We start from the raw sequence: 25,345 nt of genomic DNA on the forward strand, positions 1-25,345 counted from the left end.
GTTTATTATAATGTGCCGAAACCCTTTCCTTTCGTACATTTGCGCCAATGTCCGATATAACATATTCAATAGATAATATACTTGCCAACCTGAATATTGAGGCGCTGAATGAAATGCAGCTGGCTTCTGTAGCAGGAAATAAAGAGCATGATAATGTGCTGTTGCTTTCTGCAACAGGTTCAGGAAAAACACTTGCGTTCTTACTTCCTGTACTGGACAGACTAGACCCAGGGGTGAAAACAACACAGGCGCTTATTGTGGTCCCTTCACGAGAGCTTGCATTACAGATAGAGAGTGTGTTCAGGCAGATGGGGACAGGCAAAAAGATAACCTGTTGCTATGGTGGGCACCTGAGAGAAACAGAAGAGAACAACCTGATAGAACCGCCGGCATTAATAGTAGGAACACCCGGCAGGCTGTGCGACCACATCCGTAGGGGAAGTATCACGGTCAATTCGATAGAGACATTGGTGATGGATGAGTTTGATAAATCATTGGAACTAGGTTTCCAGGAGGAGGTTGCATTTATTATTGAGTCTTGTCCCAACATCAAAAAGCGAATACTTACTTCAGCTACAGAAGCTGTTGAGATACCGGAATTTGTAGGTTTTGAACCTCATGAGCAATTGAATTTCCTGACCAGGGCAGATGATGATGACAAACTGCTGGATGTAAAAGTGGTTCACTCGCCGGATAAGAATAAAGCAGATACCCTGTTCAGGTTAATATGCCACTTGGGCAACCGTTCAACGATCATATTCTGCAATCATCGCGACTTTGTAGATGAGACCAGTAAGATGCTGCGCGACAAAGGTATAAATAGTGTGTTCTATCACGGTGGTATGGAGCAACGCGAACGTGACAGCGCTTTGTGTAAATTCAGGAACGGCAGTTCCAATGTATTGGTGACGACTGATCTTGCTGCACGTGGTTTGGATATACCCAATATCCGCTACATCATACATTACCAGTTGCCGCAATCGGAGGATATATACACCCATCGCAACGGGCGCACGGCAAGGATGGACGCCAGTGGTACTGTGATACTGGTACTGCATCCTGAAGAATATCTGCCCCCATACATTAATAAAGATGTGGAGCAGATAGAATTGCCTGAAGAAGCTGTACTGCCGGAAAAGCCTAAATGGACAACTTTGTTCATATCGGCAGGCAAGAAGGATAAGGTGAATAAAGTGGATATAGTTGGTTTCCTGGCTAAGAAGGGTGAGTTGAAGAAGGAGGATATCGGGCTGATAGAAGTGAAAGACTTCTTTTCATTTGTAGCGGTACGCCGCTCAAAGGCCGGGCATACCTTACACATGGTAAAAGATGAGCGACTAAAGAATAAAAAACTAAAGATACATGTGGCCAAGTAGTTAGCAGGTTAAGTTTCCAATATGGATACTCATTTACCGGCAAACGACTAACTTTGCATCCGCGAAAGAACAAACGATATGACAGACCTTTCAAATTTCGATCCCAATTCGGTTGGGCTGACATCTAACAACATATTCGGGTTGCCTTTTACTGAGGAAGAAGCAGAGCTCATATTATTGCCTGTACCCTGGGAGGTGACCATATCATATAGGGAAGGTACATCGCGCGGGCCGGAACATATATTCCAGGCATCAATGCAGGTAGACCTGTACGACCCGGATGTGACCGATGCCTGGAAGAAGGGTATCTACATGATGCCCGTAGATAAAGAGGTTCGTGTAAAGAGCGATTATAAACGCCAATGTGCTGAGCTTATTATTCGTCACCTTGAGGATGGTGGGGTAGTTGCAGACAATGAACACCTTTCAGGTAAACTGAACGAAGTAAACGAAGGTTCTGCATGGATGATAGACTGGGTGAAGAACCATGCTGCTGATCTGTTGAAAAAAGGTAAAAAGGTAGGATTGGTAGGTGGTGATCACAGCACGCCTCTTGGTTTGATAAAAGCTTTGTCTGAAGTTCATAACAACTTCGGGATATTGCAGGTAGATGCTCATGCCGATCTGCGCGAGGCTTATGAGAATTTTACCTATTCGCATGCCTCTATTATGTATAACGTACTGAAAGAAGTGCCGCAGGTAAGCAAGCTGGTGCAGGTAGGTATCCGTGATTATTGCGATGAAGAATTGGTGATGATACAAAGTAACCCCGAGCGTATCTCTACATGGTTCGATAAAGACATCAAAGAGAAACAATACGATGGTGTTACATGGAGAGCTATCTGCAGGAACATCATCGACGAATTGCCGCAAAAGGTTTATATCAGCTTTGATATAGATGGCCTGGACCCCAAGTTGTGTCCTAATACAGGTACGCCCGTACCGGGTGGGTTTGAGCTGGAGCAGGTTTTTTACCTCTTTAAACTATTGTACGAAAGTGGCCGCGAACTGGTAGGTTTCGACCTGAACGAAGTATCTGCCGGAGAGCATAACCACGACGGTATTGACAGTATCGTAGGTGCCCGTGCCCTGTACAAGATGTGCAATTTCATGTTGGGTAAATAAGGGTTAAGTTTCGGCTAACTATATATTTCCACGTCTAAAAGCCATATTTTAGACGCATGGAAAATGCAACAAAGCCTGCAGCTAAAAAACTGCAACGTGCATGGGCTATGTACGACTGGGGAAACTCTGCCTACAACCTTGTTATTACATCTACAATTTTCCCGGCATACTACATTGCCATTACTACCAATGAGAATGCCGCAGTTAGCGACCAGGTGTCGTTTTTCGGGATGCAGATAACCAATACCGTACTGCAGGATTATACGCTGTCACTTGCTTACCTTGTTATCGCTTTCCTATCACCTATATTATCATCCATTGCAGACTACCGTGGTAATAAAAAGAAGTACATGCGCTTCTTTACCTATATGGGGGCGCTAGCTTGCAGCGGATTGTTCTTTTTTACAAAAGAATTTTTAGAACTGGGTATTATACTATTCGGCATAGCTGCTATAGGTTATTGTGGCAGCCTTGTTTTTTATAATGCCTTCCTGCCCGAAATAGCACCCGAAGAAGACCGTGACCGTGTCAGTGCGCAGGGCTTTGCTTATGGCTACATCGGTAGTGTTATATTACAGATCATTTGCCTGGTGTTTGTGATGAAGCCGGAACTATTCGGTATCACGGATGGTACTTTGCCTGCCCGAATATCCTTCCTGCTGGTTGGGCTGTGGTGGATGGCTTGGGCGCAGATCCCTTTCAGGGCATTACCCAAGGGAGAACCATTAGAACAACATCCCGAACACAATGTATTCAGCAATGGTTTTCATGAACTGAAAAAAGTATTGGCTCAGGTAAAACAAATGCCTGTATTACGTACATATCTTAGTGCCTTCTTCTTCTATTCTATGGGAGTGCAGACTGTTATGCTGGCTGCGGCCGCCTTTGGTGCAAAAGAGTTGGGGTTAGAAACAGGTCAACTGATAACAACCATACTTATCATACAACTGGTGGCAATAGCCGGTGCTTATGTTATGGCCAAACTGTCAGAGCGTTTCGGTAACATAAATGTGCTGATAGGTGTGGTGATCATGTGGATGGGGATTTGTGTGTATGCTTACTTCATACATACTGCAACGGAGTTTTATATCATAGCCACATTTGTAGGTTTGGTTATGGGCGGTATACAATCACTCAGCCGCTCTACCTACTCAAAGCTCATGCCCGAAACAAAAGATACAGCCTCTTTCTTCAGTTTTTACGATGTTACAGAAAAGGTGGCTATTGTGATAGGACTATTCTCGTTTGGGTTGATTGAGCACCTTACCGGTAGTATGCGCAAATCTGTGCTGGCTGTGCTGGTGTTTTTTGTCGTAGGGGGCATCATTTTGTATCTTGCATTAAGAATAGCGAAGAAGCAGAACATACAGGCTTCAGTAAGATAAGAACATATGAAAGTACATACAGTATTAGCAGGATATTTTAAGCTGGACGGTGGTGCCATGCACGGAGTAGTACCCAAAAGCATGTGGCAGAAAGTGAACCCGGCAGATGATGACAACATGTGTCCCTGGGCAATGCGCTGCCTGTTGATAGAACACGAAGACAGGCTGATATTGGTGGACAATGGCATGGGCACAAAACAAGACGAAAAGTTCTTCAGCCATTTTCATCCGCATGGTGAGGATACGATAGATTCGTCACTGGCAAAACTGGGTTATACACCCACAGATATTACAGATGTATTTCTCACGCACCTACACTTTGACCATTGCGGAGGCTCAATAAAAAGGGAAGGTGATAAACTGGTAACAGCTTTTCATAATGCTAAGTACTGGAGTAATAAGTCGCACTGGGACTGGGCACTGACACCCAACCCGCGCGAAAAGGCATCGTTCTTAAAAGAGAACATAGTGCCGATACAGGAAAGCGGCCAGCTACATTTTATTGATACGCCCGATGGAGAAGAGTGGATACCCGGTATACGTATCCATTATGTGAACGGACATACGGAGCAAATGATGTTATTACAGGTAGATTATAATGGTAATACACTGTTATACTGCGCTGACCTTTTCCCTAGTGCAGCACACGTATCATTGCCTTGGGTAATGGCATATGATATGCGCCCACTAGATACACTGCACGAAAAAGAAAAAATGCTGGATCTGGCAGTTGCGCACAACTGGACATTCATCTTTGAACATGACCCGAAAATAGAGTGTGCTTCGCTGACGAAGGATGACAAGGGAAGGATACGAATCAAAGAGACATTCGCCCTTTCAGAAATGGGTTAAGCGGCTATAGCACATGCAATAACATAAAAGCAGGTGCGTTATAGCTGTAAATATTCTATGAAACATATTCCTGCCTTATTATTAGTTGCCTGTACATGTAATGTGCATGCACAAACCGCTGATGAACTACCTACCGGCGATAAATACGCAGTAAAGGCATATCTTTCCGGGTTATTTTCTCCGTATAACAATGATGGTTACAACTGGCGTCCTCTGGCAGAGTCGCGTGATTATATACACCCTTCGGCAGCTGTAATGATAAGAACCCAAAGAGGTAATTTTCACGAGTTTGAAATAAGTAATGTCGATTTCAGGCATACAGATGTCAGCGAACGGTTTAAGGACCCGGCAGGCGGATATTATTACAGGCCTGTTTATAAACTCAGCAGTACACGTATCGCTTTCAGGTATGAATATATTATCACACTGGTAAAACGAAACAATACCAGGTTCATACCTACTTTAGGCTGGGCTGCCATGCCTTATTTCGACAGGTTTGCACAAATACCTTACATATCTTCCAATGTACCTGTAACAACTACCACACTTGGTATAAAATCTTTTATTGTTCCCCGTTTGCAGGTAAATGTTTCTAAAAAGGTATTTATGGACATGAATGTGCCCATATGCCTGCTGGACATGGGTACGGTGAGGCAGAATATTGCCGACCCCACACTGCCATTACGCAATCAAAAATACAGTTTGGTGGATGTGCAACTTGCGCCCAGGTATTTCAGTGCGCGTATCGGGCTGGGGGTCAGATTATAAAGACATTGTTAATTTAGAACCTACTCCGTGAAGTTCAATTAAGAACTATAAATTTTAATGATATAGCAGATTGGCTGCATGTATAATATTTTAATCGTGCGATTAGGGTGTATTTCTTTGCGCTTATGACTATTTTAGCGCACAAATACACTTCTGCAAAAATGAAACTACTCGAAAATAAAACCGCCATCATTACCGGTGCCAGCAGGGGCATAGGCGAGGCCATTGCCATCAAGTTTGCTGAGCAAGGCGCTAACGTGGCTTTTACCTTCCTTTCTTCTGTTGAAAAAGCTAAGGCTTTAGAGGAAAAACTGACGGGTTTGGGCGTGAAAGCCAAAGGCTACCAGAGCGACGCGGGCGATTTTGCTGCAGCGGAACAGTTGGTGGCTGATGTGGTAAAAGAATTTGGCGGCGTAGATATATGTGTAAACAATGCCGGCGTTTCACGCGATAACTTGTTGCTGCGCCTTACACCTGAACAGTGGGATGAGGTAATAACCGCCAACCTGAAATCTGTATATAACCTTACTAAACATGTGATACGTCATATGATGAAGGCACGTTCGGGCAGCATTATCAATATGAGCTCTGTAGTAGGTGTAAGTGGCAATGGCGGGCAAAGCAGCTATGCTGCATCTAAGGCGGGTGTAATAGGGTTCACTAAATCTATTGCACTGGAAATGGGCAGCCGTAATATCCGTTGCAATGCTATTGCCCCCGGATTTATAGAAACAGACATGACCGGCTATTTGAAAGATGGCGGGGCGGAGCAATGGTTTGCCAAAATACCATTACAACGTTTCGGCAAACCGGAGGAAGTGGCAGATGTAGCACTGTTCCTGGCTTCTGACATGAGCAGTTATGTATCAGGACAAGTAATAGGCGTTTGTGGCGGCATGGATACATGATAATAACCTTTATCTGATAGCTAATGTTCTATTAAACTCCTAATTTTACAGGATAAATCATTTTAAATGCAAAAAATCAACGCTGCGATAACAGCAGTTGGCGGATATGTTCCTGACTATATATTGACCAACAAAGAGTTGGAAACAATTATAGATACAACGGACGAATGGATAACTACCAGGACGGGTATCAAAGAAAGGCGCATACTGAAAGGTGAAGGATTGGGATCGAGCGATATGGCGGCAGAAGCAGCAAAGAACCTTTTGAAAAAAAGAGGTATTGGTGCTGAGGAAATAGACCTGATAATTTGTGCTACTACAACACCTGATATGGTGTTCCCGGCTACGGCCAATATAATATCAGACAAGATAGGTGCTGTAAATGCGTTTAGCTACGATGTAAGTGCTGCGTGTAGTGGTTTCCTTTTTGCGCTTACTACGGGCGCGCAGTTCATAGAAACAGGCAAGTACAAAAAAGTAATAGTGATAGGTGTAGACAAAATGAGTTCTATACTTAATTACGAAGACCGTGCTACCTGCATCATTTTTGGTGACGGCAGTGGTGCGGTATTGCTTGAGCCTAATACTGAAGGTTATGGCTTGATAGATTCTAAATTGCATACAGACGGTGCCGGGCGTGCGTTTTTACATCAAAAGGCTGGTGGTTCAGTAAAGCCGGCTACTATTGAGACGGTTATGAACAAGGAGCACTATGTTTACCAGGAAGGTAAAACGGTGTTCAAGTTCGCCGTGAAGAATATGGCAGATGTGGCTGCTGATATTATGGAGCGTAACAACCTGACGTCTGAAGATGTGGCATGGTTGGTACCTCACCAGGCTAATAAGCGTATCATTGATGCAACAGCAGAGCGTATGGGGCTGGATGAAAGCAAAGTAATGGTCAACATTCAGCGTTATGGTAATACTACCAATGGTACATTACCGCTGTGTCTGTGGGAGTGGGAAAAACAACTGCACAAGGGTGACAATATTATACTGGCAGCATTTGGTGGAGGCTTCACATGGGGGGCTACTTACATTAAGTGGGCGTATGATACCCCCTAACCCCCTGAAGTGGGAACTGTAGCCCCTTTTAAGGGTTGGGGTTAATAAGATTTTATGAAGCCTGCCTTGTGCAGGCTTTTTATTACTATTTTGGCAATTGTAAAATATCAAAATGGGATATGACCACGATGCATCTTGGGAAAGACTTGAAACTCTACTGAAGAGTAAGAAAAAAAATAAAGAAAAATGGAGTGACTTGGTAGACTATCACTTTTCAAAGGAGGACGCCATCGGGTTGTCCTTAAAAGATATTAATATTGAAAAAGATGTTGAAGAGCTAAGAGATTGGATTACGAAACTTTTCAGAACAGAGCCAATTCCACCTAATACTGATGCAATATGGATAGGTGTATTCAAAGCAACGTACGAGAATAGGGAGATATATGCATCGTACTGTATAGGAAGTACTCAATACACTGAGAGTAATATTGAATGGGCAACAGAGCCAACCTATATGCCTGAAAATAGATATTTTGTTATTGATGGGGTGAACGAACTGTTAAGTATTATTAACGACTCCGATGATAGATTTGCATTCTTAGATTGGATTTTACCCTTGGGATACTACTGTTTTATTTTAAGCGACATAGTTGTCCAGTGTACACTGTATAATGATTTATTGCCAGACGGTATTCATATAGTTTGTGGGTATGACGAAGGCGATTACATTGAGTTAACTTAAATGTTTTCCTAGGCCTGCGTAGAGTGGGTTTTGTTGTATTAAAGGCATTCTGTTTATTTTTAAGGTATGCTGCGCGATATAGACAATTACTTTCTGCAACTAGAAGAGCCGTACAAAAGCACCATGCTCTTTCTGCGTAGTTACATCCTATCGCTTAGCGACAAAATAACCGAGGAATGGAGATACAGGATGCCGGTCTATTATTACAAAGGCAAAATGTTCTGTTATATCCGCGTACATAAAAAGTATAAAGAACCCTATATCGGCGTTGTAGAAGGAGGAAAGATAGAACACCCCAACCTGCTGAAAGAAGACCGTGCCCGCATGAAAATATTTCTGATCGATCCTTCAGAAGACATTCCAGTAGATACAATAAAAGAAGTGCTGGAGATAGCGATGACGTTTTATAAATAGAAGACTATTCTACCCTGTATTTATCAGCCAGTTTTTTAGGGGCAACGGTACAGTAAGCAACGGTAAGTATATCCTGTAGCATGTCTTTGCGGATGGTTCTCAGGTTGGCGTGTGTCCAGCCCTGTTTGCCCCATGCATTGGGTACAGGGTAGATAACATTCTTATCAAAGGTGCAAAAAACATCCTGATCGAGCGGAGTAAGTTTCAAGGTCATGCGTTTCTCGGGTCCATTCATAGTGGCAAATATCTTCTTTTTCACTTTGAATGATGTTTTGTCAAAGTGTGGTTCCTCGGTCACTTCGTCAAAAGCAAGTGCTAGTTCGCGTGCTGTTTGAGAGGAGACCATAACTAGTTTATTTTGAAAAAATGCACTGTGTCTATGTAGAAACTACGTTTGTCTATATTTTGGGCAATATAATCTTGTACTTGTTTTTCACTTTTCAGATTAAGCATTGATTCATCACCAACAACTGCACCTGTCATTTTTGTGCCTTCTTTATTTATATTCAACATCCTGATAAATATATACCAATGCCCTTCAAGAGGGTCAGTAAAATAGGGTACGTTCAGAAATTTCTCATCATTAACCTTAGAATAGAAAACATTGGCCTCGTATGTAGGATTAGTGCCTCCCCTATTCCAAAACCTTACATGGTATTGGTGCGGATATACGCTGGGATATACTTCGTAAAAATTGTTTTTGTTAGTGTCTTCTTCAAATTTCCATTTACCAATAAGCCTGTCATCATCAAGTGCCTGATCAGGCTTATCTATCGGAAAGATGGAAATTTTGTTACAGCTATATACCAGCATTAACAACGCAATTATCATCAAACCGTGAAACTTATTCATATTACTAAGATATGAAAGTTTGTTGGCATTCTATTTCGCTGCCGGGTGGTCTATATTGGCCAGCTGCCCGCAGGCGGCGTCTATATCTTTACCACGGCTACGGCGGAGTTTTGCATTTACCTTTTTGCTTTCCAGGTAGCGCATGAACTTGTCGGTCTTATCCTCATCAGGCTTGCTGAAATCTGCCTGGTCTATGGGGTTGTATTCTATTATGTTCACCAGGTCGGCAGGCACCTGCCTGTATATTTTTACCAGCTCGTCCGCATCCTGTATCTCGTCGTTCAGGTTATTGAACAGGATGTATTCGAATGTTATTTCGTTTTTGGTCAGCTTGTGGAAATAGTTCAGTGCGTCTATCAGCTCCTTCAGGTTATTGCTTTCGTTGATGGGCATGATCTCATCACGCTTCATATCATTAGCTGCGTGCAATGACAAAGCCAGTTTAAAACGTACCTGGTCATCGCCCAGTTTGCGTATCATTTTTGCTATACCGGCAGTAGATACCGTTATTCTGCGTGGGCTCATGCCAAGGCTGTCGGGCGAGCTGATCATATCCACTGCTTTCAGTACATTATTGTAGTTAAGCAATGGCTCACCCATACCCATGAATACAATATTGGTCAACCCACGGCCATAGTGTTGTAAAGCCTGTTCATTGGCAAGTACCACTTCATCTACTATCTCGTCAAAGTCTACATTACGTTTGCGGGGTAAAAATCCCGTTGCGCAAAATTTGCAGGATAAAGAACAACCAACCTGCGACGACACACATACGGTCATCCTTTTATCGGTAGGTATGATGACACTTTCTATAAAATACCCGTCGTGCAGTTGCAGCCTGTTTTTTATAGTTCCGTCACTGCTGAACTGGCTGTGGTGTGTTTTTACTTTGGGAATGAAGAATTCAGCGGATAGTTTTTCTCGGAGCGATTTTGACAGGTTAGTCATATCATTGATATCACCGGCAAACTTTTTCCAAAGCCACTCATACACCTGTTTGGCGCGAAATTTAGGTTCGCCCCAGCTTTCTAACAACTCCTCTATCTCCGGCAAGCTTAACTGCCTTAAATTCTTCATCTTGCAAAGGTACGTTGGTATGAGTAAATATCTGCTATAGTGCCTGCAGGTTAAAAAACTATTACCAGTTGGTAAAAAATGCTGAAACAGTCTTGCACTTATATGTTTTTTTATAATTTAGAGCAAAATTATCACGATTATGAAAAAGGTATTGCGTTTTCTGGGTATTCTTATTCTGATATTACTGGTAGGGTACCTTATACTTTGCGCTACTGCTCCTGCTACTTTGACCATCGAGCGGAGTATTACTATTAATGCGCCTAAAGATATGGTTTGGAACCAGATGGTGAATTTAAAGAACTATGAACACTGGAGTCCCTGGGCAGAGCAGGATTCAACTATCAATTCTGTGTATAGTGGTACCGATGGCCAGGTTGGAGCAAGATCTGAGTGGACCAGCGCAAGATCAGGTTCTGGCAATATGACCATTACTTCAGTTGACGGTTACACGATGAATTTTGACCTGCAATTCATTACGCCTTTCAAAGGAGAGGCGAAATGCTCTTATAAAGTAGAAGGTGAGGACGGTAAAGTAGTAGCTTCACAAACATATTCACAGGAAACAGGTTTCCTGATGCGTGGAGCAGCAACACTATTCACTGGTAAAATGTTGGGGGCAAACTTTGAAAGAGGACTGGAGCTGCTGAAAAACTATTGTGAAAGCGGTAAGGCTGAAATGCCTGCTCCTCATTATGAAATTACTGAAGTGACCTTCCCGGCAACAAAATTTGCAGCCATACGTAAGGTGATACCATTTGCTGAAATGGATGGTTTCTTTAAAGAGTCTTACGGTAAAATAGGTGCTGCCGCAGGTGATAAAATTACCGGGCATGCATATGACATTACCTATATGTGGGACCAGGCTAACGGACAGGCCGATGTTGCAGCTGCTTTTCCTGTAAGTGCCGACGTGAAAGGCATGACCATGATAAATGTACCTGAAAGTAAAGGGTATAAGTTGCAAATGGTTGGCTCTTATTCAATGGAAAATTTCATGAATGCACACTCTGCTCTGCATAATTATGCTGCAGAAAATGGACTGACAGATCCTTTGATGCTGGAAGAATATGTTGCAGGCCCGCAGGAAGAGGCTGATAGCAATAAATACATTACCAATATCTACTACCTGCACCAATAAACAAGGTGAGCAATAATATATGCAAAACAGTCCTGCAATAGCAGGACTGTTTTTTCGTTATTTACATATGCTGCCATTATATTAGCAGATTGAATATAGCCGTCAGGCCCGATGAAATTATCAGTAATTATAGTCAATTATAATGTTAAGTACTTCATAGAAGTATGCCTGCACTCTGTTTTAAGGGCTGCTGAAGGTATTGATACAGAGGTGATAGTGGTTGACAACAACTCGAAAGACGATAGTTGTGCTATGATAAAGTCACGTTTCCCACAGGTGAAACTGGTGGAGAATAAAGACAATCTTGGTTTTTCAAAGGCTAACAACCAGGGCGTGGCAATGGCAACGGGTGAATATATCCTGTTTGTGAACCCGGACACGGTAATGCCGGAGGATTTTCTGCAGAAGATGATCGGCTATATGGATAGCCATCCTGAGGCAGGCTCTATAGGTCCGCGCCTTATAGACGGTAAAGGGCAATACGCACCCGATGGTAAAAAATCATTCCCTTCATTATCTGTGGCAATATTTAAAACCACGGGCATCAATAAGATATTCAGTAAGTCTACCTTCTTCAACAAATATTATGCGGTACATGTAGGCGAACATGAAACGGCTGAGGTAGATATCTTGTCAGGTTGCTGTATGATGGTGCGCCATAGTTTGCTGAAAACCATTGGCGGAGCTTTTGACGAAGCATACTTTATGTATTGCGAGGATTTTGACCTGTGCTACAGGATACAGCAGGCAGGATATAAGAATATCTATTATCCCGGGGTAACGCTAATACACTACAAAGGAGAGAGCACCCGCAAAACCTCTATATCACATGTAAGGATATTTAATGATGCACTGTCGGTTTTTGTCAGGAAACACTATTCCAAAACCAATGCCAGCCTCTTCATCATGCTCATAAACGTGGGTATTGTTTTGAGGGCTATATTCGGTGTGTTGAAACAGGTGTTGAAAGTGCTCCGCATGCCGCTTTTTGATGCGCTGATACTGTTAGGAACGTTGACGGTAATGACACAATTTTGGGTGGAGGAAGTAAAGAACATTTTGCCGATACCGCTCAGCTCTATTCTTAAGACATTCCCGGTATATATACTTCTATGGATATTGAGCCTGTATTTTAACGGGGCTTATGACCGTTCCTACAGGGCTGTAAGGGTAGTAAGGGGCATGGCCATAGGTACTGTGGCTATATTGGCCTACTATGGTTTGCTTCCACCTGAACTTCGTTATTCCAGGGCTATTATCATATTTACAGGCTTTATAGGTACGGTTGCTATGTTGGGTCTGCACGGGCTACTGTACAGGCTGGGTATCTTCCGCTTCATTCCATACGACGAACTTCCCGGCAAAGGCGTTATTGTGGCCACAGAGCAGTCTTATATTACTACACTGCAGACGTTAAAACATGTAACCTATTCGCCGGACATACTGGGCAGGGTAGACCCGAAAGAAAAGCAGGGAACAGCAATTATCGGTCTGCAGGAATTACGGCCTTTTGTGCGCACGGCAGCTATAGAGGAGATCATTTTCAGTATCAACGGGTTGAAATATAAAGATGTGCTGGATGAGATGCAGCGTTGCGGCGGCGCCTATGAATATAAGATACATATCCCGGGCAGCAACAGCTTTGTAGGTAGTAATTCGAGCCACACTTCCGGCGACCTGTATACTCTTGATAAGAGGTATAATCTCTCTGATTTTGCTAAACAGCGTAATAAGCGGGTAATAGATGTATTGTCATCGTCGTTATTTATCCTGTTTTTCCCATTCATGGCATTTATTGTAAAAAAGCCCGGAGCGTTTTTAAGTAATATTTTCCGGGTACTGAGTGGTCAGTGCACATGGGTCAGCTATGCACATGCGCAGCCGCAGTTGCCTGTTATAAGGCCGGGAGTAGTTCCGCCATACAGGCTTTTAGCTGATTATCAGCCTGATGAGGCCATACAGGATACACTGGATACCACCTATGCACAGGAGTACGAATCTGCTACTGATATTAACCTGATACTTGCGAATTTTAAATATCTGGGAGGTTTTTAGTAAAAATATTTTGTCCTTTTAATAAAGTGGTTATTTTTGCAATCCCAATTGACAATCCTCCTTAGCTCAGTTGGTTAGAGCACCTGACTGTTAATCAGGGGGTCTCAGGTTCAAGTCCTGAAGGGGGAGCTTAATAAACAAAGGGTTTCAGTTTACTGAAACCCTTTTATTTTTTTGTTCTCAAAAATTTCTCACAAGCTTTTTAGATATTTCCCCGGGTTTGCATAGACGCTGACCATAAAAATAGATTTGCTTTTAATGTAAAAATACGTTTATTTATTGTATATTTGATTTATATTTTCCGTCTGGCTGTACCCGGGTTCTTTGCATGTCGTCCGGATTAATTCTGTGTGCCAATTAGCAAGATGTGATTACCAGTTTAAGGAAACCGGTTGCAATGTCAGAAATGACAATAAAATACAACAAAATGCAACAATTGCGTGTCCAACAGGTTGGCGCACAATACCGAAAAAATGAGTTGTGGATTTTTGCAACAAAAAAGAATAATTTAATAATTACAGATTTCAGGCCACTTTCCAAGTGTGGCGTTCGAACTTGTTAAAACAAAAAAATACCATCGGTGAGTTAACAATACTTAACAATTTGGGGAGGCATCAGGGGGCCGATTGGAGATAAATAAAAAAGCCGAGCGTATAAACGCTCAGCCCCTATAAACCCTATCACCATGAAAACGATACAAAAGTACGGCTCATATCCTATTCACCATGTAACAAAAGTTACTTTTAACAATCTCGTTAACGTTAGATAGGTTTCGACAGGCTGAATAATAATTTCGTAATACCCCGAAAAATACATTTCTTGCAAGCATGAAAGGTTTTGCCAGTGACAACTATGCAGGTGTGCTTCCTGAGATAATGGAAGCACTGTATCAGGCTAACATGGAACATGCCCGTTCATACGGTGCGGACGACATTACGGCAGGTACAATTGATCTGTTCAGAGAAGTATTTGGTACGAATGTAGAGGTACACTTCGTGTTCAATGGTACAGGTGCTAATGTTTTGAGTATGAGTGCCTGTACGCGATCGTTCAACTCCGTATTATGTGCCGAAACGTCACATATGTACTGGGACGAGTCCACGGCACCTGAAACATTCACAGGCTGTCGTTTTGTGCCTGTCCGTATCAATGAAGAGGGTAAGCTGACACCTGCTGCGATCGCTGAACGTTTGATACGCAAAGGTGATATGCACTTTGCACAACCTGCAGTTGTTTCTATTACCCAGTCTACGGAATATGCAACTGTGTATACTCAGGACGAATTAAAAGCCATTGGCGACCTTACGAAAACCAGGGGCCTCTATTATCATATGGATGGAGCCCGCTTTTTTAATGCAGCAGCATCGCTGGGTTGCAGCGTAAAAGAAATGAGTACCGATGTTGGCCTGGATATTCTATCACTGGGAGGTACAAAGGCTGGCATGATGTATGGAGAAGCTGTTGTAGTATTTAACCCTGAGTTGTCAGAGTATATCAATTATAAGCACAAACAGAGCATGCAGCTGGCTTCTAAGACCAGGTTCATATCTGCCCAGTTTGGCGCACTGCTGAAGGACGATCTCTGGAATAAACATGCAGGGCATGCTAATGCGATGGCACAATTGTTAAAAAATTCAATAGCTGATATACCGGGGGTTAATATTACCAAGCCAGTCAACGCTAACGGTGTTTTCGCCATTCACCCCGAGGGGTGGAATAAGGCCATATGGCAGCAATATCCCTACTATGTCTGGGATGAGCATACAAACGAGGTCAGGCTCATGTGCTCATGGGATACTACGGAAGAGGAAGTAGTCGGTTTTGCCGAACTCATGCGTTCTATGGAGCAGTAGCATTAGTTGCTCCTGTGTTCTTTGTGGTACGGCGCGATAATATGCAAGCCATATCTGCACCTGTTGTCACAACTGCGTATGTCTGTGTCATTGCGCAGTTTGCGGGGTAGGGCTATTCCGTACAGGCCTTTACCTTGTGTCATGCGGTTCAGCTTATGGATTACTTTTTCTGGCTGTTGTGCATATAAAGTGTCCAAAACAGCACATTGTTCTTTATGAATGAGCACAGTGTCCCAGTGCCTTGCAGCTATGCCTGTTAATGCCACATTGCTTTCGTACAGGTTGTGCAGGTCAGTGAACACGTTCTGTAGTATAAGTTCATTGCATTCCTGCATAAAGGCTACAAACTGCTTATTCGGGATGATTAGTTTCTGTATTGGCCAACTGTCGAGTATCCTGAGCCGTTTGGTTACTTCGTAAGCTATTCCTGGCCATTGCACTTCATTGCCTTTGCATCGGTATGCATTATCCAGCCAATAATAAAAGGCATTCTTTTGAGCAAAGGATCTGTACTGTTTATATCCGTTAGCCCGGGATATATTATACCTGTTTGCATTTGTCCACTTCTCAGTGCAATGCTTCCTGTCTTTTTTCAACCAGTCGCTTTCGCCTAAGGTATCCCGGCTGGTAGTGGTACAATATTGCTTCATGTGTTTCCATTCACGACCATCAGTGTTTATGCTGATAGCGAGGAAACACAACAATGCCAAGGCTTTCATAACTACAATATACAAAGGCCTTTTTATATATCCTTTTTACCTATTGTTAGGATAAACAAGTATAATGGGAACACATGAAAAATGAGTTGAAAATTCTTTTTGAAAATTTGCGAATAACACTATCTTTGCAATCCCCAAATAAGGGGGGAAGTGTATTGAAAAATACAGGTGAGGTGGGAGAGTGGCCGAATCCAATAGTTTGCTAAACTGTCGTACGCTTAACCGTGTACCGCGGGTTCGAATCCCGCCCTCACCGCAGGCCAACAAAAATATCAGGCAGTAATGCCTCCGGTGTCCGGGAAGTAGCGCAGGCCGGTAGCGCATCTGGTTTGGGACCAGGGGGTCGCAGGTTCGAATCCTGTCTTCCCGACATAAAAAAGAAAAGCTCCGTTTATCGGAGCTTTTTCTTTTTGTGCTATTGCACTCCGGTTCTTCCAAAAATTGTGTCGCTATCCCTGTTTTGTAAATCATTGGTTAATGATTAACAACTACCGCGGTTAACCATTCCCTAAGCACAGGTTAAGGGCAGGTGTTTATTTGGAATAGGGTGCTGTGTACCCCCATATTTGTATCAGCAAACAAACGATATATATATCGGGCGTTTCAAAACTAAAAATAAACACACACATAATGCAACAAGTACTACCATTCCTGCACAACGCTGACAAGCGTTCTAATCAAAAGATACTTCTTTTTATCGGGATATTAAGTTGCCTGGTGCTGGCTGTGAACTTATAAAAATAGTTTAATGCCGGGCCAAAGGCTATTGGGTTTTTGTGATGATCTTCCCGAAGCCATTCCGGCATTTTTACACGTTTCTCTCTTATCCTCTATATGTAACGGGCCCCCTTTCCAGGGGGCCTTTTAGTATTGTCAATATGAATAATAATATTTACCTGGCTACTGTAAAACAGGTAATGCTATTTAACCGGTTCCCTGAAAGTTTCAATATGAAATTACCACTCGGTAATTCTGTTAGTGGTACGGTACGTGTGTATTGTTGAATGTTTTCCTCGTTCCACTGTCTTACTATGCGTCCACTTATATCAACTATGCTTGCGGTAAAGCTCTCTGCTTTTTCAAATGTTGCTTCGATGCGTATGAAGTCTGATGCGGGGCAGGGGAACAGTTTTATATCTGTTGCGTTTCGTTTTGCTTGTATAATGCTTGCAGGCCAGTACACTTCATATTCAAACCATGTTTTGCTGGCATAGCCCATGGCAGTATCCAGCAATGGTTGCCACGAGTTAGACGCGCTGTCCCAGTGGTCTACATTATAAGTAGCCAGTTTATCATATTGGTTGTAAGTATATTGTTTCCTCATATGTTTTACCAGGCCGGCATAGGAGGGGCCGTGTATATAAAAGTCTTCCCAGATAATGTCCTCTAACCTGCGATTTTGATTGTCATATTGTATGTCTATTTTATAGGTAGTCACCACTCCGGTGTGACCATGTTGATTGTATTCCAAAAACTGCTCTTGTGTAACAAGGTTGTTATTATAAGTATATGTTTTAACGTTCACTGTATCCCATTGCGATGTTCCCGGGTTGTAGATGGTATGCACTACCTGGTCGGGCAAGGTGGTAGATGGTGAGTATACATAATGATCTTTTACCTGTTGAGTATAAGTGCCATAGGTGTACAGGTAATTAATATCGCTGATGCTATAATTGTAGTAGCTATAACTAATGGTAGCTGAGCCGCCACCGACATTGCTTACTTTTAAAGTGTCCAGCTTGCCCGAATTATATATGTATTCTAAGATGTCCCCGTTATAAACTTGTTTGGTTAGCTTGTTGTTTGAGTATGTATTGCTGACAGTGTCTCCTTTTATCCAGTTGGTCATGTTGTAGTTGTAGCGGGTAAATTTATCTATGGCCATATTGTTTATAGCCTGAATGTTTTTTTGAAATGCCTGACCAGGGGTATTCATTTGCCTTCTGTAAGCCAACGCACTGTCATACAACATGCCCGGCAGGAAAGTAGCCGGCTCAAACCTGTGAAAAGGATTGCCTACCCCCGTTACCTCTTCAACAGATATGGCTCCTCCATTGCCCGGAGCATAATAATATTCAACAGAGTCTTGTTTTTCATAACTGCTTATTTGAGGATTGTATCTTTCTATCATTACCTTTTTCAGTCGAGTAGTTGTTTGAGCCTGAACATAAAGAGATGATATTAATAACCCGATAATAGCCAGATGATATAAATGTTTCATAATGCCTGTTTTTTATGGTTTTATTATTAATGAATAATAAAAGTAAAATGGCATTATGAACTAATACAGGAGCAACAGTGTATATGACATTCTTTTTACAGCCAATAGATGCTGTTGTGACAAACTTGCGTTATTGTTTGTTTTAATCCTTGTTATCTTCTGCTTTGGGCTCGTGTAGTTTTACAACCTTACCTTTTTTGCGTAGCCTCATGTTAAGCAACTCTACAGCAAAAGAGAAAGCCATAGCAAAGTATGCATAGTTCTTTAGTTGCATTTCATGTGCGCGCTCGCTGTCCCAGCCTTCTACTATCAGTACCATACCTACCATAACCAAAAATGACAAAGCCAGCATTTTCAGGGTAGGGTGTTTCTGAATAAAGTCGGCAATACGCTTGCTGAACAGGAACATGATGAACATGGCAATACATACGGCAACCATCATTACCTGTATATGTTTGGCTATGCCAACCGCAGTAATGATACTGTCAAACGAAAAAACCATATCCACTAACACTATCTGGACTATTGCAGCCCCGAAAGCCTGAGACTGTGATTTTATTTTGGGTATATCATCCTCATCGTTGCCTTCCAGCTTGTGGTGTATCTCTTTCACTGTATTATATAGCAGGAATAATCCTCCTGCCAGCATCACAAGGCTGGCCACGTCAAAACCTTTTCCAAACAAAGTAATAATGGGCTTGCCTTTCTGTTGTATCATCCAGCTAAGTGCCAGCAGGAGCAGTATGCGCATAGCTATGCCGGCAAACATCCATATTCTGCGGGCTGCCAGCTGCTTCTCTTTCGGTAGCCTGCCCATGATAATAGACACGAATATTACGTTGTCTATACCTAAAACTATTTCCAGTATAGTCAATGTAAGTAGACTGATGAGTCCGTCGACTGTAAATAGTGCTGTCATGAATGTGTGTTTTGATTGATGATACCTTTACAGATATTCTTTGCAATGGCCGGGCCTTCGTATATAAACCCGGTATACACCTGTACTAGTGATGCCCCGGCATTCAGTTTTTCAATAGCGTCATCAGCGGTGTATATACCCCCTACAGCAATGATAGGGAAGGTCCCTTTGCTTTTATTGTGCAGGTATTTTATCACTTCTGTAGCCCTTGCTCTTAATGGCTTGCCGCTTAGTCCGCCGGCACCTATAGCTTCTACATCGCCGGGTGGTGTAGTCAGGCTGCTGCGGTCAATAGTAGTGTTGGTGGCTACAATGCCTTGTATGCCGGTTTGGGTTACTATTTCAACTATATCATCCAGTTGCTCGTTGGTCAGGTCGGGGGCTATCTTCAGCAGAAGGGGTTTGGGATCGCCCATTTGTTCATTCATTTCCTTCAGCCTGTTCAGTATGCGCATCAGCGGCTCTTTATCCTGTAGCTCGCGCAGGCCGGGAGTGTTGGGGCTGCTAACATTCACCACAAAATAGTCTACAACCTCATACAGGTCGTGGAAACATTGCTCATAATCGTCAAGGGCATTCTCATTAGGTGTCACTTTATTCTTGCCTATGTTGCCACCTATAATTATATTGGTTTTTCTGTGTTTTAACCTTTCGGCAGCCACGGTTGCCCCCTGGTTGTTAAAGCCCATACGATTGATCAGGGCCTCATCGTCAGGCAAGCGAAACAGTCGTGGTTTGTCATTGCCGGGTTGAGGCTTAGGGGTTACGGTACCTATCTCCACAAATCCGAAGCCCAGGCAGGATAGTTCATCCACCCAGCGAGCATCTTTATCAAAGCCTGCGGCCAGACCCACCGGGTTAGGAAAGCGTATGCCCCATAGTTCTTTTTCCAGTCTGCTGGAGCTATAAGTAAACAATTTACGCATCAACCAACGAAGAGGGGTTAACTTATAAGCGGTGCTCAGCCAGCCCATTACCATATAGTGCACCTTTTCAGGCGTTATCGTAAACAGAATTGTGCGTATCAGCTTATACATACCGCGCAAAGATAATGCAACATAGTTGTATGTTTTTTAACATTTTGACATCATATACCTATCAGCCTATCTCTTATCTTTAGTCCGGAATATGCGTGGATATATAACCCTCATGAGTATTATGGTGTCATGGTTGACGCACACATTGGTATGTGCCCAACCCATGCAGGGGCATGTGCTGGACGTAAGTGGCGGAAAGCCTATGGAAGGTGTGCTGGTAAACAACATATTTACTGATGAGCGTATGAATAGCGACAAAGACGGCGCATTTAGTGTTGCTGTTGACGAAGGTCAGTTGGTAGAGTTTCGCAAAGAGGGTTACAAAGTACTCAGGGTGCGCATACCACAAGGCAAACGTCCTTCCTATTTCAGGGTAATGATGCAGCGCTCAGGTACAGATGTGGTAGATTATATGCATACACGCGAGGCTGCGCCTGACTATAAAACGGACAGCATGCGCTATTACGCCTTGTATAAAGAATCATTGGAATTTCCGAAACTGACCGGGCTGGAGGCACTACAACATCCTTTCAGTGCAATGAGCAAGAAGAATCGCCAGATATGGGCATTCCAGGATGAGTACAGGTTTTACCAGGAACAGAAGTTTATAGATTATACATTCAATAACAAGCTTGTTAATGCTATTACCGGTTTGGAAGGAGATAGCCTCCAAACTTATATGGAGCTCTTTCGCCCGACCTATGATCAACTGCGAAGTATGAGCGAGTACACTTATTTCAACTACATCAAACGTACGGCAGAACTATACCGTCAGCGTGGTATCAGGAGTAAAATGGCTCCTTCAAGAAGCAGCCAGTAATTATACACTTCAGTTGCATATTTCATCCAGGGTAATAGTTGTTTTTGTTTAAACAGCTGTAATTCATTTCTTTATGAATGCTTCCCGTTTGTTAACCGCTCGTTAACCACTTGCAAATGAATGGTTAACAAAGAGCAACTTTTTGGTAAGGGAGCCGTTCCTGTCCCATATTTGTATCAAGGTGAAAGAACACCTAATTGTTAACCAATAAAAAAGAATAAATATATAAGGGAGAGCAAAAGGAGAGGGTAAAACCTTTTATGAATTATTAAAAACAAATGTCATGGAACGCGAAATTGCAGTGAAAATATATAGTGGGAAGTACCGCGACAGAATGGACTTTGATTATTACATGTCCATACTGGAGAACGGCTTCAGGTTGTTGCAGGAGAAGGCGACTAAACGCCTATGCACCAAAACAGAGCGTGATGCAATGAGAATGGCATTAGAGTACAACCTCGAGCAGATGTTCTCTTAGTACAATACTCAGTCTCAAAACAAAAATGGGAAAGGGAAACAGGAGCCGTAACTCCTGTTTTTTTTATTTTAGTATGTACCGGGATAACGGTATGGTATATCATATATCCGGGTATAATCCCTTATGGGTAGCAGGGTTATGTTAGCTATATTCGTGTTTTCTCTTGCTATGATCAATACTTCAAAATCAGTACCCTGGTAGTCCCTCAAGATGGTGCTTAACTCACCTCCGGCCATCATTGCCTGTACAAATGAGGCTCTTTCTTCGGGTTGAAAAGGAGCAATAACAATGTTTTGTATGGTACAGACCATAGTTTCTGCACCTGATTCTACTACAAGGCCAGTCTCAACCAGGTCACTGAAATCCTCCGCAATGTCTGTTGCTTCCGATAAACTGAATGGTGTATTCATATATTATTTTTGGCTGGCAAAGCTACATATTAGGGTGTTATCTATTTAGTTATTACTTTTGCACCGCTTTTAACAATAAATAATATCTATGGCTTCTAAAAAAATTCAGGAACTGTTGGGCGACCAGGCTTCGTTTTACCTGGACCACAAATGCACTACAATTGATAAATCATCATTGCATATCCCATCAGGCGATGCGGTAGACCAATCATGGATACCATCTAACCGTAACATACAGACCATACGTAGCATACAGTCTATTATGGGACACGGCCGCCTTGCAAATACAGGTTATGTGTCTATTTTACCTGTTGACCAAGGTATAGAACATAGTGCGGGTGCTTCTTTTGCACCCAACCCAATGTACTTTGATCCTGAAAATATTGTGAAGCTGGCTATGGAAGGTGGTTGCAACGCTGTTGCATCTACTTACGGCGTGCTGGGTTCTGTTGCCCGTAAATATGCACACAAAATACCTTTTATCGTAAAGATCAACCACAACGAGTTCATATCATACCCTAATGGTTTCGACCAGATCATGTTTGGTAACATTAAGGATGCCTGGAATATGGGTGCTGCTGCTGTTGGTGCTACCATCTATTTTGGTAGTGAGGAGAGTAAAAGGCAGATTGTAGAAGTGGCTGAAGCATTTGAATATGCTCATGAACTGGGTATGGCTACTGTTCTGTGGTGTTACCTGCGCAACAGCGACTTCAAAAAAGACGGGGTAGATTATCACTCTGCTGCTGACCTTACAGGACAGGCTAACCACCTTGGCGTAACCATTCAGGCAGATATCATCAAACAAAAACTACCTACTAATAATGGTGGTTATAACGCACTGAAGTTTGGTAAGACTCATAAAGATGTATACGAAAAGCTGACAACTGATCATCCGATAGACCTTTGCCGCTACCAGGTAGCCAATTGCTATATGGGTAGGGTAGGCCTGATCAACTCCGGTGGTGAAAGTAAAGGTGCATCTGATATGGCTGAAGCTGTAATGACTGCTGTTGTCAACAAACGCGCAGGCGGAATGGGGCTTATCAGTGGACGTAAAGCATTCCAGAAGCCAATAAACGAAGGTGTGGCACTGCTGAATACGATACAGGATGTATACCTGGATAATGAAATTACCATTGCATAAGTCACTAATAATAAATCTTAATATAAAAGGCTGCTTGTATTAAAACACGGCAGCCTTTTTAATTTTTCGGAATTATAAATAAGGTTAATTTGCGCCGTTATAGCTGAAATGTATATACATTGTCATATTATATATGCTTGAACCGCAATGTGAAGCAACAAAAAATACTTAATTTTATCATTAAATTGATTACCACTACTCAAAAACCAATTTTTATGAAAGCAATGGATACCGGACTTAATAAATTCAACAATAATATGATATCAAACTTTACAAAAAAACCTAAAAACAACTTGTCATTGTACAGGACAGTAACCCTTGCTTTTGCACTCATCATGTTGAGCATTTCAGCCAATGCGCAATATTGCAACTCGGGCTTCTTTTCTTCAGGATGCTCTGCTTTCGGAGATCAGATAGATGGTTTTACAACATCGGGTGGTAGCACTAATATCAGCAACACTAACAGTGGTTGTAGTTCAGGCAGCTATTCCTATGTTTCATCACAGACACATACCACTGTACCGAGCGGCACCGTGAATTTTACTATCAACAATAACCCTAACTATGGTGAGTATTACAACATATTTGTAGACTGGAACCAGGATGGTGATTTTTTTGATGCAGGTGAGACTGTATATACAGCATATATCAACTATAGTGCAAACGGAACCGGTTCATTCAGTGTTCCATCTTCTGCTACACCAGGCCTCACGCGTTTAAGGGTATTCGCAAATTATGGCGGATATGCTACAAATGCATGTACAGGTGGTACATGGGGTGAAGTGGAAGACTATGATTTTTACATAGTTAGTAACTGTAACGCACCTGCCTCTGTCACTACAACGCTCATTGCTTCTATGAGCGTAGATTTCAACTGGACACCTGTTACCAATTCACAAGGTTACCAGTATGCTATTACAACAACCGGTAATCCTCCACAGACAGGTACTGCTACTACTAATACCTCAGCTACCATAAAAGGTCTTACACCTTCTACTCTGTATTATCTGCACGTGCGTAACATGTGTACTGGTTATGGTTCTGTATGGACCACGATTCAGTTTACAACATTACCACCGTGCGTCGTAGCTCCTTCCGGTATCAATGTACCTTATGTTGACTCTAACTCGGCTAATGTATCATGGCCGACAGTCGGTACAGGTCTTGAATATGACTACATTGTACAACTCGATACAACAGCTCCTGATACTAATTCAAATATCAAAACCACTACCAGCAATCAGATAGGTTTAAGTGCTTTGGAAGCAGGTAAAACATATTACTTTTTCCTTAGGGTAAGGTGCCAGGGTAATGACACATCCGGATGGATACTGGATTCGCTGTACGTTCCGTTCCCTTGCCGTGCTCCTAATGTTATGTTCAGCGATATAAACTCTAACAGGGCTGTAGCATACTGGGATGCACCTATTACTGCAACAAGCTACGAGATACTCAACTCGTCATCTATGACAACCCCCACAACAGGTATACCTACGGTGCAACAAAGCTACTTGTTCTCATATCTTGATGAAGGTAAAGTATATTATATGTACGCTAAGTCTTATTGTGATGACAAAGGTATAAAATCAGAGTCTCCGTGGGCTACTTTCCTTTACAGTACCTGGGCGCTTGATGTAAATGATCTGGATGTAAACAATCAGATGAGTGTATACCCTAATCCAGTAGACAGGCAAATGACGGTAGATATACAAGGACAAGTAGGTGAAAATGCTTCGCTACATATAATGGATGTTACCGGCAGGGTGCTGAGTGTACATTCAATTTCGTCAGGTAGGAAAGCCCATATTAACGTTGAGCAATTACAGCCTGGTATGTATATACTGCAATTCTCAGACAACGACAGGAAAGAGCAGGTTAAGTTCAATAAGTTCTAACTATTTTAATTATAGATAAAAAATCACCCATAAAGGGTGATTTTTTTTGCACTTTTTTCAGGAAATATATTGCTGGCAGTTAATGTGTTATGCCTGTTTCGATTAGTATACAGGTGTATTATGTCATATTTATTAATAAAAAATACAAT

24 protein-coding genes and 3 tRNA genes are annotated in these 25,345 nt (G+C 42.4%); 19 read left to right on the top strand and 8 right to left on the bottom strand.

Annotated features, from left to right (window positions below; translation table 11 throughout):
* Positions 1-47: 47 nt before the first annotated feature.
* From H6550_04995 to H6550_05035, 9 genes are all read left to right on the top strand, one after another.
* Positions 48-1,376, top strand: a complete 1,329-nt coding sequence (locus H6550_04995; GenBank protein ID MCB9045481.1) for a DEAD/DEAH box helicase — start codon at positions 48-50, stop codon at positions 1,374-1,376.
* 78 nt (positions 1,377-1,454) lie between these two features.
* Complete coding sequence (locus H6550_05000) at positions 1,455-2,501, top strand: agmatinase family protein (GenBank protein ID MCB9045482.1); 1,047 nt, start codon at positions 1,455-1,457, stop codon at positions 2,499-2,501.
* A gap of 56 nt (positions 2,502-2,557) precedes the next feature.
* Positions 2,558-3,886 carry an MFS transporter gene (locus H6550_05005; GenBank protein MCB9045483.1) on the top strand — a complete coding sequence of 443 codons (1,329 nt, stop codon included), beginning with the start codon at positions 2,558-2,560 and terminating at the stop codon, positions 3,884-3,886.
* Between the two features lie 6 nt (positions 3,887-3,892).
* Positions 3,893-4,738, top strand: a complete 846-nt coding sequence (locus H6550_05010; GenBank protein ID MCB9045484.1) for an MBL fold metallo-hydrolase — start codon at positions 3,893-3,895, stop codon at positions 4,736-4,738.
* A 57-nt stretch (positions 4,739-4,795) separates the two neighbouring features.
* Complete coding sequence (locus H6550_05015) at positions 4,796-5,506, top strand: hypothetical protein (GenBank protein ID MCB9045485.1); 711 nt, start codon at positions 4,796-4,798, stop codon at positions 5,504-5,506.
* 161 nt (positions 5,507-5,667) lie between these two features.
* Entirely contained in the window at positions 5,668-6,414 is a 747-nt protein-coding gene (fabG, locus tag H6550_05020) for a 3-oxoacyl-[acyl-carrier-protein] reductase (GenBank protein ID MCB9045486.1), read from the top strand.
* A gap of 66 nt (positions 6,415-6,480) precedes the next feature.
* Positions 6,481-7,479, top strand: coding sequence for a ketoacyl-ACP synthase III (locus H6550_05025; GenBank protein ID MCB9045487.1), 999 nt, complete (start codon positions 6,481-6,483; stop codon positions 7,477-7,479).
* 112 nt (positions 7,480-7,591) lie between these two features.
* Complete coding sequence (locus H6550_05030; protein ID MCB9045488.1) at positions 7,592-8,161, top strand: hypothetical protein; 570 nt, start codon at positions 7,592-7,594, stop codon at positions 8,159-8,161.
* A gap of 66 nt (positions 8,162-8,227) precedes the next feature.
* Positions 8,228-8,575, top strand: a complete 348-nt coding sequence (locus H6550_05035; GenBank protein ID MCB9045489.1) for a DUF1801 domain-containing protein — start codon at positions 8,228-8,230, stop codon at positions 8,573-8,575.
* Between the two features lie 4 nt (positions 8,576-8,579).
* Here H6550_05035 and H6550_05040 read toward each other — a convergent pair whose 3' ends face one another.
* From H6550_05040 to rlmN, 3 genes are read right to left on the bottom strand one after another with little or no spacing between them, the layout of a single operon-like run.
* On the bottom strand, positions 8,580-8,921 hold the full coding sequence (locus tag H6550_05040) for an MmcQ/YjbR family DNA-binding protein (GenBank protein MCB9045490.1): 342 nt from the start codon (positions 8,919-8,921) through the stop codon (positions 8,580-8,582).
* A 2-nt stretch (positions 8,922-8,923) separates the two neighbouring features.
* A complete protein-coding gene (locus tag H6550_05045; GenBank protein ID MCB9045491.1) occupies positions 8,924-9,427 on the bottom strand; it encodes a hypothetical protein in 504 nt (167 codons plus the stop codon).
* Between the two features lie 30 nt (positions 9,428-9,457).
* Entirely contained in the window at positions 9,458-10,504 is a 1,047-nt protein-coding gene (gene rlmN, locus H6550_05050) for a 23S rRNA (adenine(2503)-C(2))-methyltransferase RlmN (protein MCB9045492.1), read from the bottom strand.
* Positions 10,505-10,643: 139 nt separating this feature from the next.
* Between rlmN and H6550_05055 the strand changes: the two genes are divergently transcribed.
* From H6550_05055 to H6550_05070, 4 genes are all read left to right on the top strand, one after another.
* A complete protein-coding gene (locus H6550_05055; GenBank protein ID MCB9045493.1) occupies positions 10,644-11,642 on the top strand; it encodes an SRPBCC family protein in 999 nt (332 codons plus the stop codon).
* A 111-nt stretch (positions 11,643-11,753) separates the two neighbouring features.
* Positions 11,754-13,697, top strand: a complete 1,944-nt coding sequence (locus H6550_05060; protein MCB9045494.1) for a glycosyltransferase — start codon at positions 11,754-11,756, stop codon at positions 13,695-13,697.
* A gap of 55 nt (positions 13,698-13,752) precedes the next feature.
* Positions 13,753-13,826 (top strand) — tRNA-Asn (locus H6550_05065).
* 698 nt (positions 13,827-14,524) lie between these two features.
* On the top strand, positions 14,525-15,550 hold the full coding sequence (locus tag H6550_05070) for a low specificity L-threonine aldolase (GenBank protein MCB9045495.1): 1,026 nt from the start codon (positions 14,525-14,527) through the stop codon (positions 15,548-15,550).
* Positions 15,551-15,552: 2 nt separating this feature from the next.
* Here H6550_05070 and H6550_05075 read toward each other — a convergent pair whose 3' ends face one another.
* Positions 15,553-16,269: a hypothetical protein gene (locus tag H6550_05075; GenBank protein ID MCB9045496.1), complete on the bottom strand. Its 717-nt coding sequence runs from the start codon at positions 16,267-16,269 to the stop codon at positions 15,553-15,555.
* A 167-nt stretch (positions 16,270-16,436) separates the two neighbouring features.
* Here H6550_05075 and H6550_05080 point away from each other — a divergent pair.
* Together H6550_05080 and H6550_05085 are read left to right on the top strand one after the other, a co-directional pair.
* A tRNA-Ser gene (locus H6550_05080) sits at positions 16,437-16,525 on the top strand.
* Between the two features lie 40 nt (positions 16,526-16,565).
* A tRNA-Pro gene (locus tag H6550_05085) sits at positions 16,566-16,639 on the top strand.
* Between the two features lie 522 nt (positions 16,640-17,161).
* On the opposite strand, the gene H6550_05090 is transcribed toward H6550_05085, so the two are convergent.
* The 3 genes from H6550_05090 to H6550_05100 form a co-directional block, all read right to left on the bottom strand.
* Positions 17,162-18,490, bottom strand: coding sequence for a hypothetical protein (locus tag H6550_05090; GenBank protein MCB9045497.1), 1,329 nt, complete (start codon positions 18,488-18,490; stop codon positions 17,162-17,164).
* 142 nt (positions 18,491-18,632) lie between these two features.
* Positions 18,633-19,409 (bottom strand): TerC family protein, encoded by a 777-nt coding sequence (locus tag H6550_05095; GenBank protein MCB9045498.1) that lies wholly within the window; start codon positions 19,407-19,409, stop codon positions 18,633-18,635.
* Positions 19,406-20,446, bottom strand: a complete 1,041-nt coding sequence (locus tag H6550_05100) for a quinone-dependent dihydroorotate dehydrogenase (GenBank protein MCB9045499.1) — start codon at positions 20,444-20,446, stop codon at positions 19,406-19,408. The genes H6550_05095 and H6550_05100 overlap by 4 nt, the downstream gene beginning before the upstream one ends.
* Positions 20,447-20,537: 91 nt before the next feature.
* Here H6550_05100 and H6550_05105 point away from each other — a divergent pair, with 91 nt between their 5' ends.
* Together H6550_05105 and H6550_05110 are read left to right on the top strand one after the other, a co-directional pair.
* Complete coding sequence (locus H6550_05105; protein ID MCB9045500.1) at positions 20,538-21,266, top strand: hypothetical protein; 729 nt, start codon at positions 20,538-20,540, stop codon at positions 21,264-21,266.
* 283 nt (positions 21,267-21,549) lie between these two features.
* Positions 21,550-21,744: a hypothetical protein gene (locus H6550_05110; protein MCB9045501.1), complete on the top strand. Its 195-nt coding sequence runs from the start codon at positions 21,550-21,552 to the stop codon at positions 21,742-21,744.
* Positions 21,745-21,812: 68 nt separating this feature from the next.
* On the opposite strand, the gene H6550_05115 is transcribed toward H6550_05110, so the two are convergent.
* On the bottom strand, positions 21,813-22,154 hold the full coding sequence (locus tag H6550_05115) for a hypothetical protein (protein ID MCB9045502.1): 342 nt from the start codon (positions 22,152-22,154) through the stop codon (positions 21,813-21,815).
* Positions 22,155-22,242: 88 nt separating this feature from the next.
* Between H6550_05115 and H6550_05120 the strand changes: the two genes are divergently transcribed.
* Both H6550_05120 and H6550_05125 read left to right on the top strand, forming a co-directional pair.
* A complete protein-coding gene (locus tag H6550_05120) occupies positions 22,243-23,301 on the top strand; it encodes a class I fructose-bisphosphate aldolase (GenBank protein ID MCB9045503.1) in 1,059 nt (352 codons plus the stop codon).
* A 215-nt stretch (positions 23,302-23,516) separates the two neighbouring features.
* On the top strand, positions 23,517-25,196 hold the full coding sequence (locus H6550_05125) for a T9SS type A sorting domain-containing protein (GenBank protein ID MCB9045504.1): 1,680 nt from the start codon (positions 23,517-23,519) through the stop codon (positions 25,194-25,196).
* The last annotated feature ends 149 nt before the right edge of the window (positions 25,197-25,345 follow it).

The organism is Chitinophagales bacterium, from assembly GCA_020636495.1.
GTDB lineage: Bacteria > Bacteroidota > Bacteroidia > Chitinophagales > Chitinophagaceae > UBA5543.

Excerpts from the sequence above, each read along its gene's own strand:
- H6550_04995 (MCB9045481.1), top strand. The coding sequence starts at position 48 with ATGTCCGATATAACATATTCAATAGATAATATACTTGCCAACCTGAAT.
- H6550_05000 (MCB9045482.1), top strand. The coding sequence starts at position 1,455 with ATGACAGACCTTTCAAATTTCGATCCCAATTCGGTTGGGCTGACATCT.
- H6550_05005 (MCB9045483.1), top strand. The coding sequence starts at position 2,558 with ATGGAAAATGCAACAAAGCCTGCAGCTAAAAAACTGCAACGTGCATGG.
- H6550_05010 (MCB9045484.1), top strand. The coding sequence starts at position 3,893 with ATGAAAGTACATACAGTATTAGCAGGATATTTTAAGCTGGACGGTGGT.
- H6550_05015 (MCB9045485.1), top strand. The coding sequence starts at position 4,796 with ATGAAACATATTCCTGCCTTATTATTAGTTGCCTGTACATGTAATGTG.
- fabG (MCB9045486.1), top strand. The coding sequence starts at position 5,668 with ATGAAACTACTCGAAAATAAAACCGCCATCATTACCGGTGCCAGCAGG.
- H6550_05025 (MCB9045487.1), top strand. The coding sequence starts at position 6,481 with ATGCAAAAAATCAACGCTGCGATAACAGCAGTTGGCGGATATGTTCCT.
- H6550_05030 (MCB9045488.1), top strand. The coding sequence starts at position 7,592 with ATGGGATATGACCACGATGCATCTTGGGAAAGACTTGAAACTCTACTG.
- H6550_05035 (MCB9045489.1), top strand. The coding sequence starts at position 8,228 with ATGCTGCGCGATATAGACAATTACTTTCTGCAACTAGAAGAGCCGTAC.
- H6550_05040 (MCB9045490.1), bottom strand. The coding sequence starts at position 8,921 with ATGGTCTCCTCTCAAACAGCACGCGAACTAGCACTTGCTTTTGACGAA.
- H6550_05045 (MCB9045491.1), bottom strand. The coding sequence starts at position 9,427 with ATGAATAAGTTTCACGGTTTGATGATAATTGCGTTGTTAATGCTGGTA.
- rlmN (MCB9045492.1), bottom strand. The coding sequence starts at position 10,504 with ATGAAGAATTTAAGGCAGTTAAGCTTGCCGGAGATAGAGGAGTTGTTA.
- H6550_05055 (MCB9045493.1), top strand. The coding sequence starts at position 10,644 with ATGAAAAAGGTATTGCGTTTTCTGGGTATTCTTATTCTGATATTACTG.
- H6550_05060 (MCB9045494.1), top strand. The coding sequence starts at position 11,754 with ATGAAATTATCAGTAATTATAGTCAATTATAATGTTAAGTACTTCATA.
- H6550_05070 (MCB9045495.1), top strand. The coding sequence starts at position 14,525 with ATGAAAGGTTTTGCCAGTGACAACTATGCAGGTGTGCTTCCTGAGATA.
- H6550_05075 (MCB9045496.1), bottom strand. The coding sequence starts at position 16,269 with ATGAAAGCCTTGGCATTGTTGTGTTTCCTCGCTATCAGCATAAACACT.
- H6550_05090 (MCB9045497.1), bottom strand. The coding sequence starts at position 18,490 with ATGAAACATTTATATCATCTGGCTATTATCGGGTTATTAATATCATCT.
- H6550_05095 (MCB9045498.1), bottom strand. The coding sequence starts at position 19,409 with ATGACAGCACTATTTACAGTCGACGGACTCATCAGTCTACTTACATTG.
- H6550_05100 (MCB9045499.1), bottom strand. The coding sequence starts at position 20,446 with ATGTATAAGCTGATACGCACAATTCTGTTTACGATAACGCCTGAAAAG.
- H6550_05105 (MCB9045500.1), top strand. The coding sequence starts at position 20,538 with ATGCGTGGATATATAACCCTCATGAGTATTATGGTGTCATGGTTGACG.
- H6550_05110 (MCB9045501.1), top strand. The coding sequence starts at position 21,550 with ATGGAACGCGAAATTGCAGTGAAAATATATAGTGGGAAGTACCGCGAC.
- H6550_05115 (MCB9045502.1), bottom strand. The coding sequence starts at position 22,154 with ATGAATACACCATTCAGTTTATCGGAAGCAACAGACATTGCGGAGGAT.
- H6550_05120 (MCB9045503.1), top strand. The coding sequence starts at position 22,243 with ATGGCTTCTAAAAAAATTCAGGAACTGTTGGGCGACCAGGCTTCGTTT.
- H6550_05125 (MCB9045504.1), top strand. The coding sequence starts at position 23,517 with ATGAAAGCAATGGATACCGGACTTAATAAATTCAACAATAATATGATA.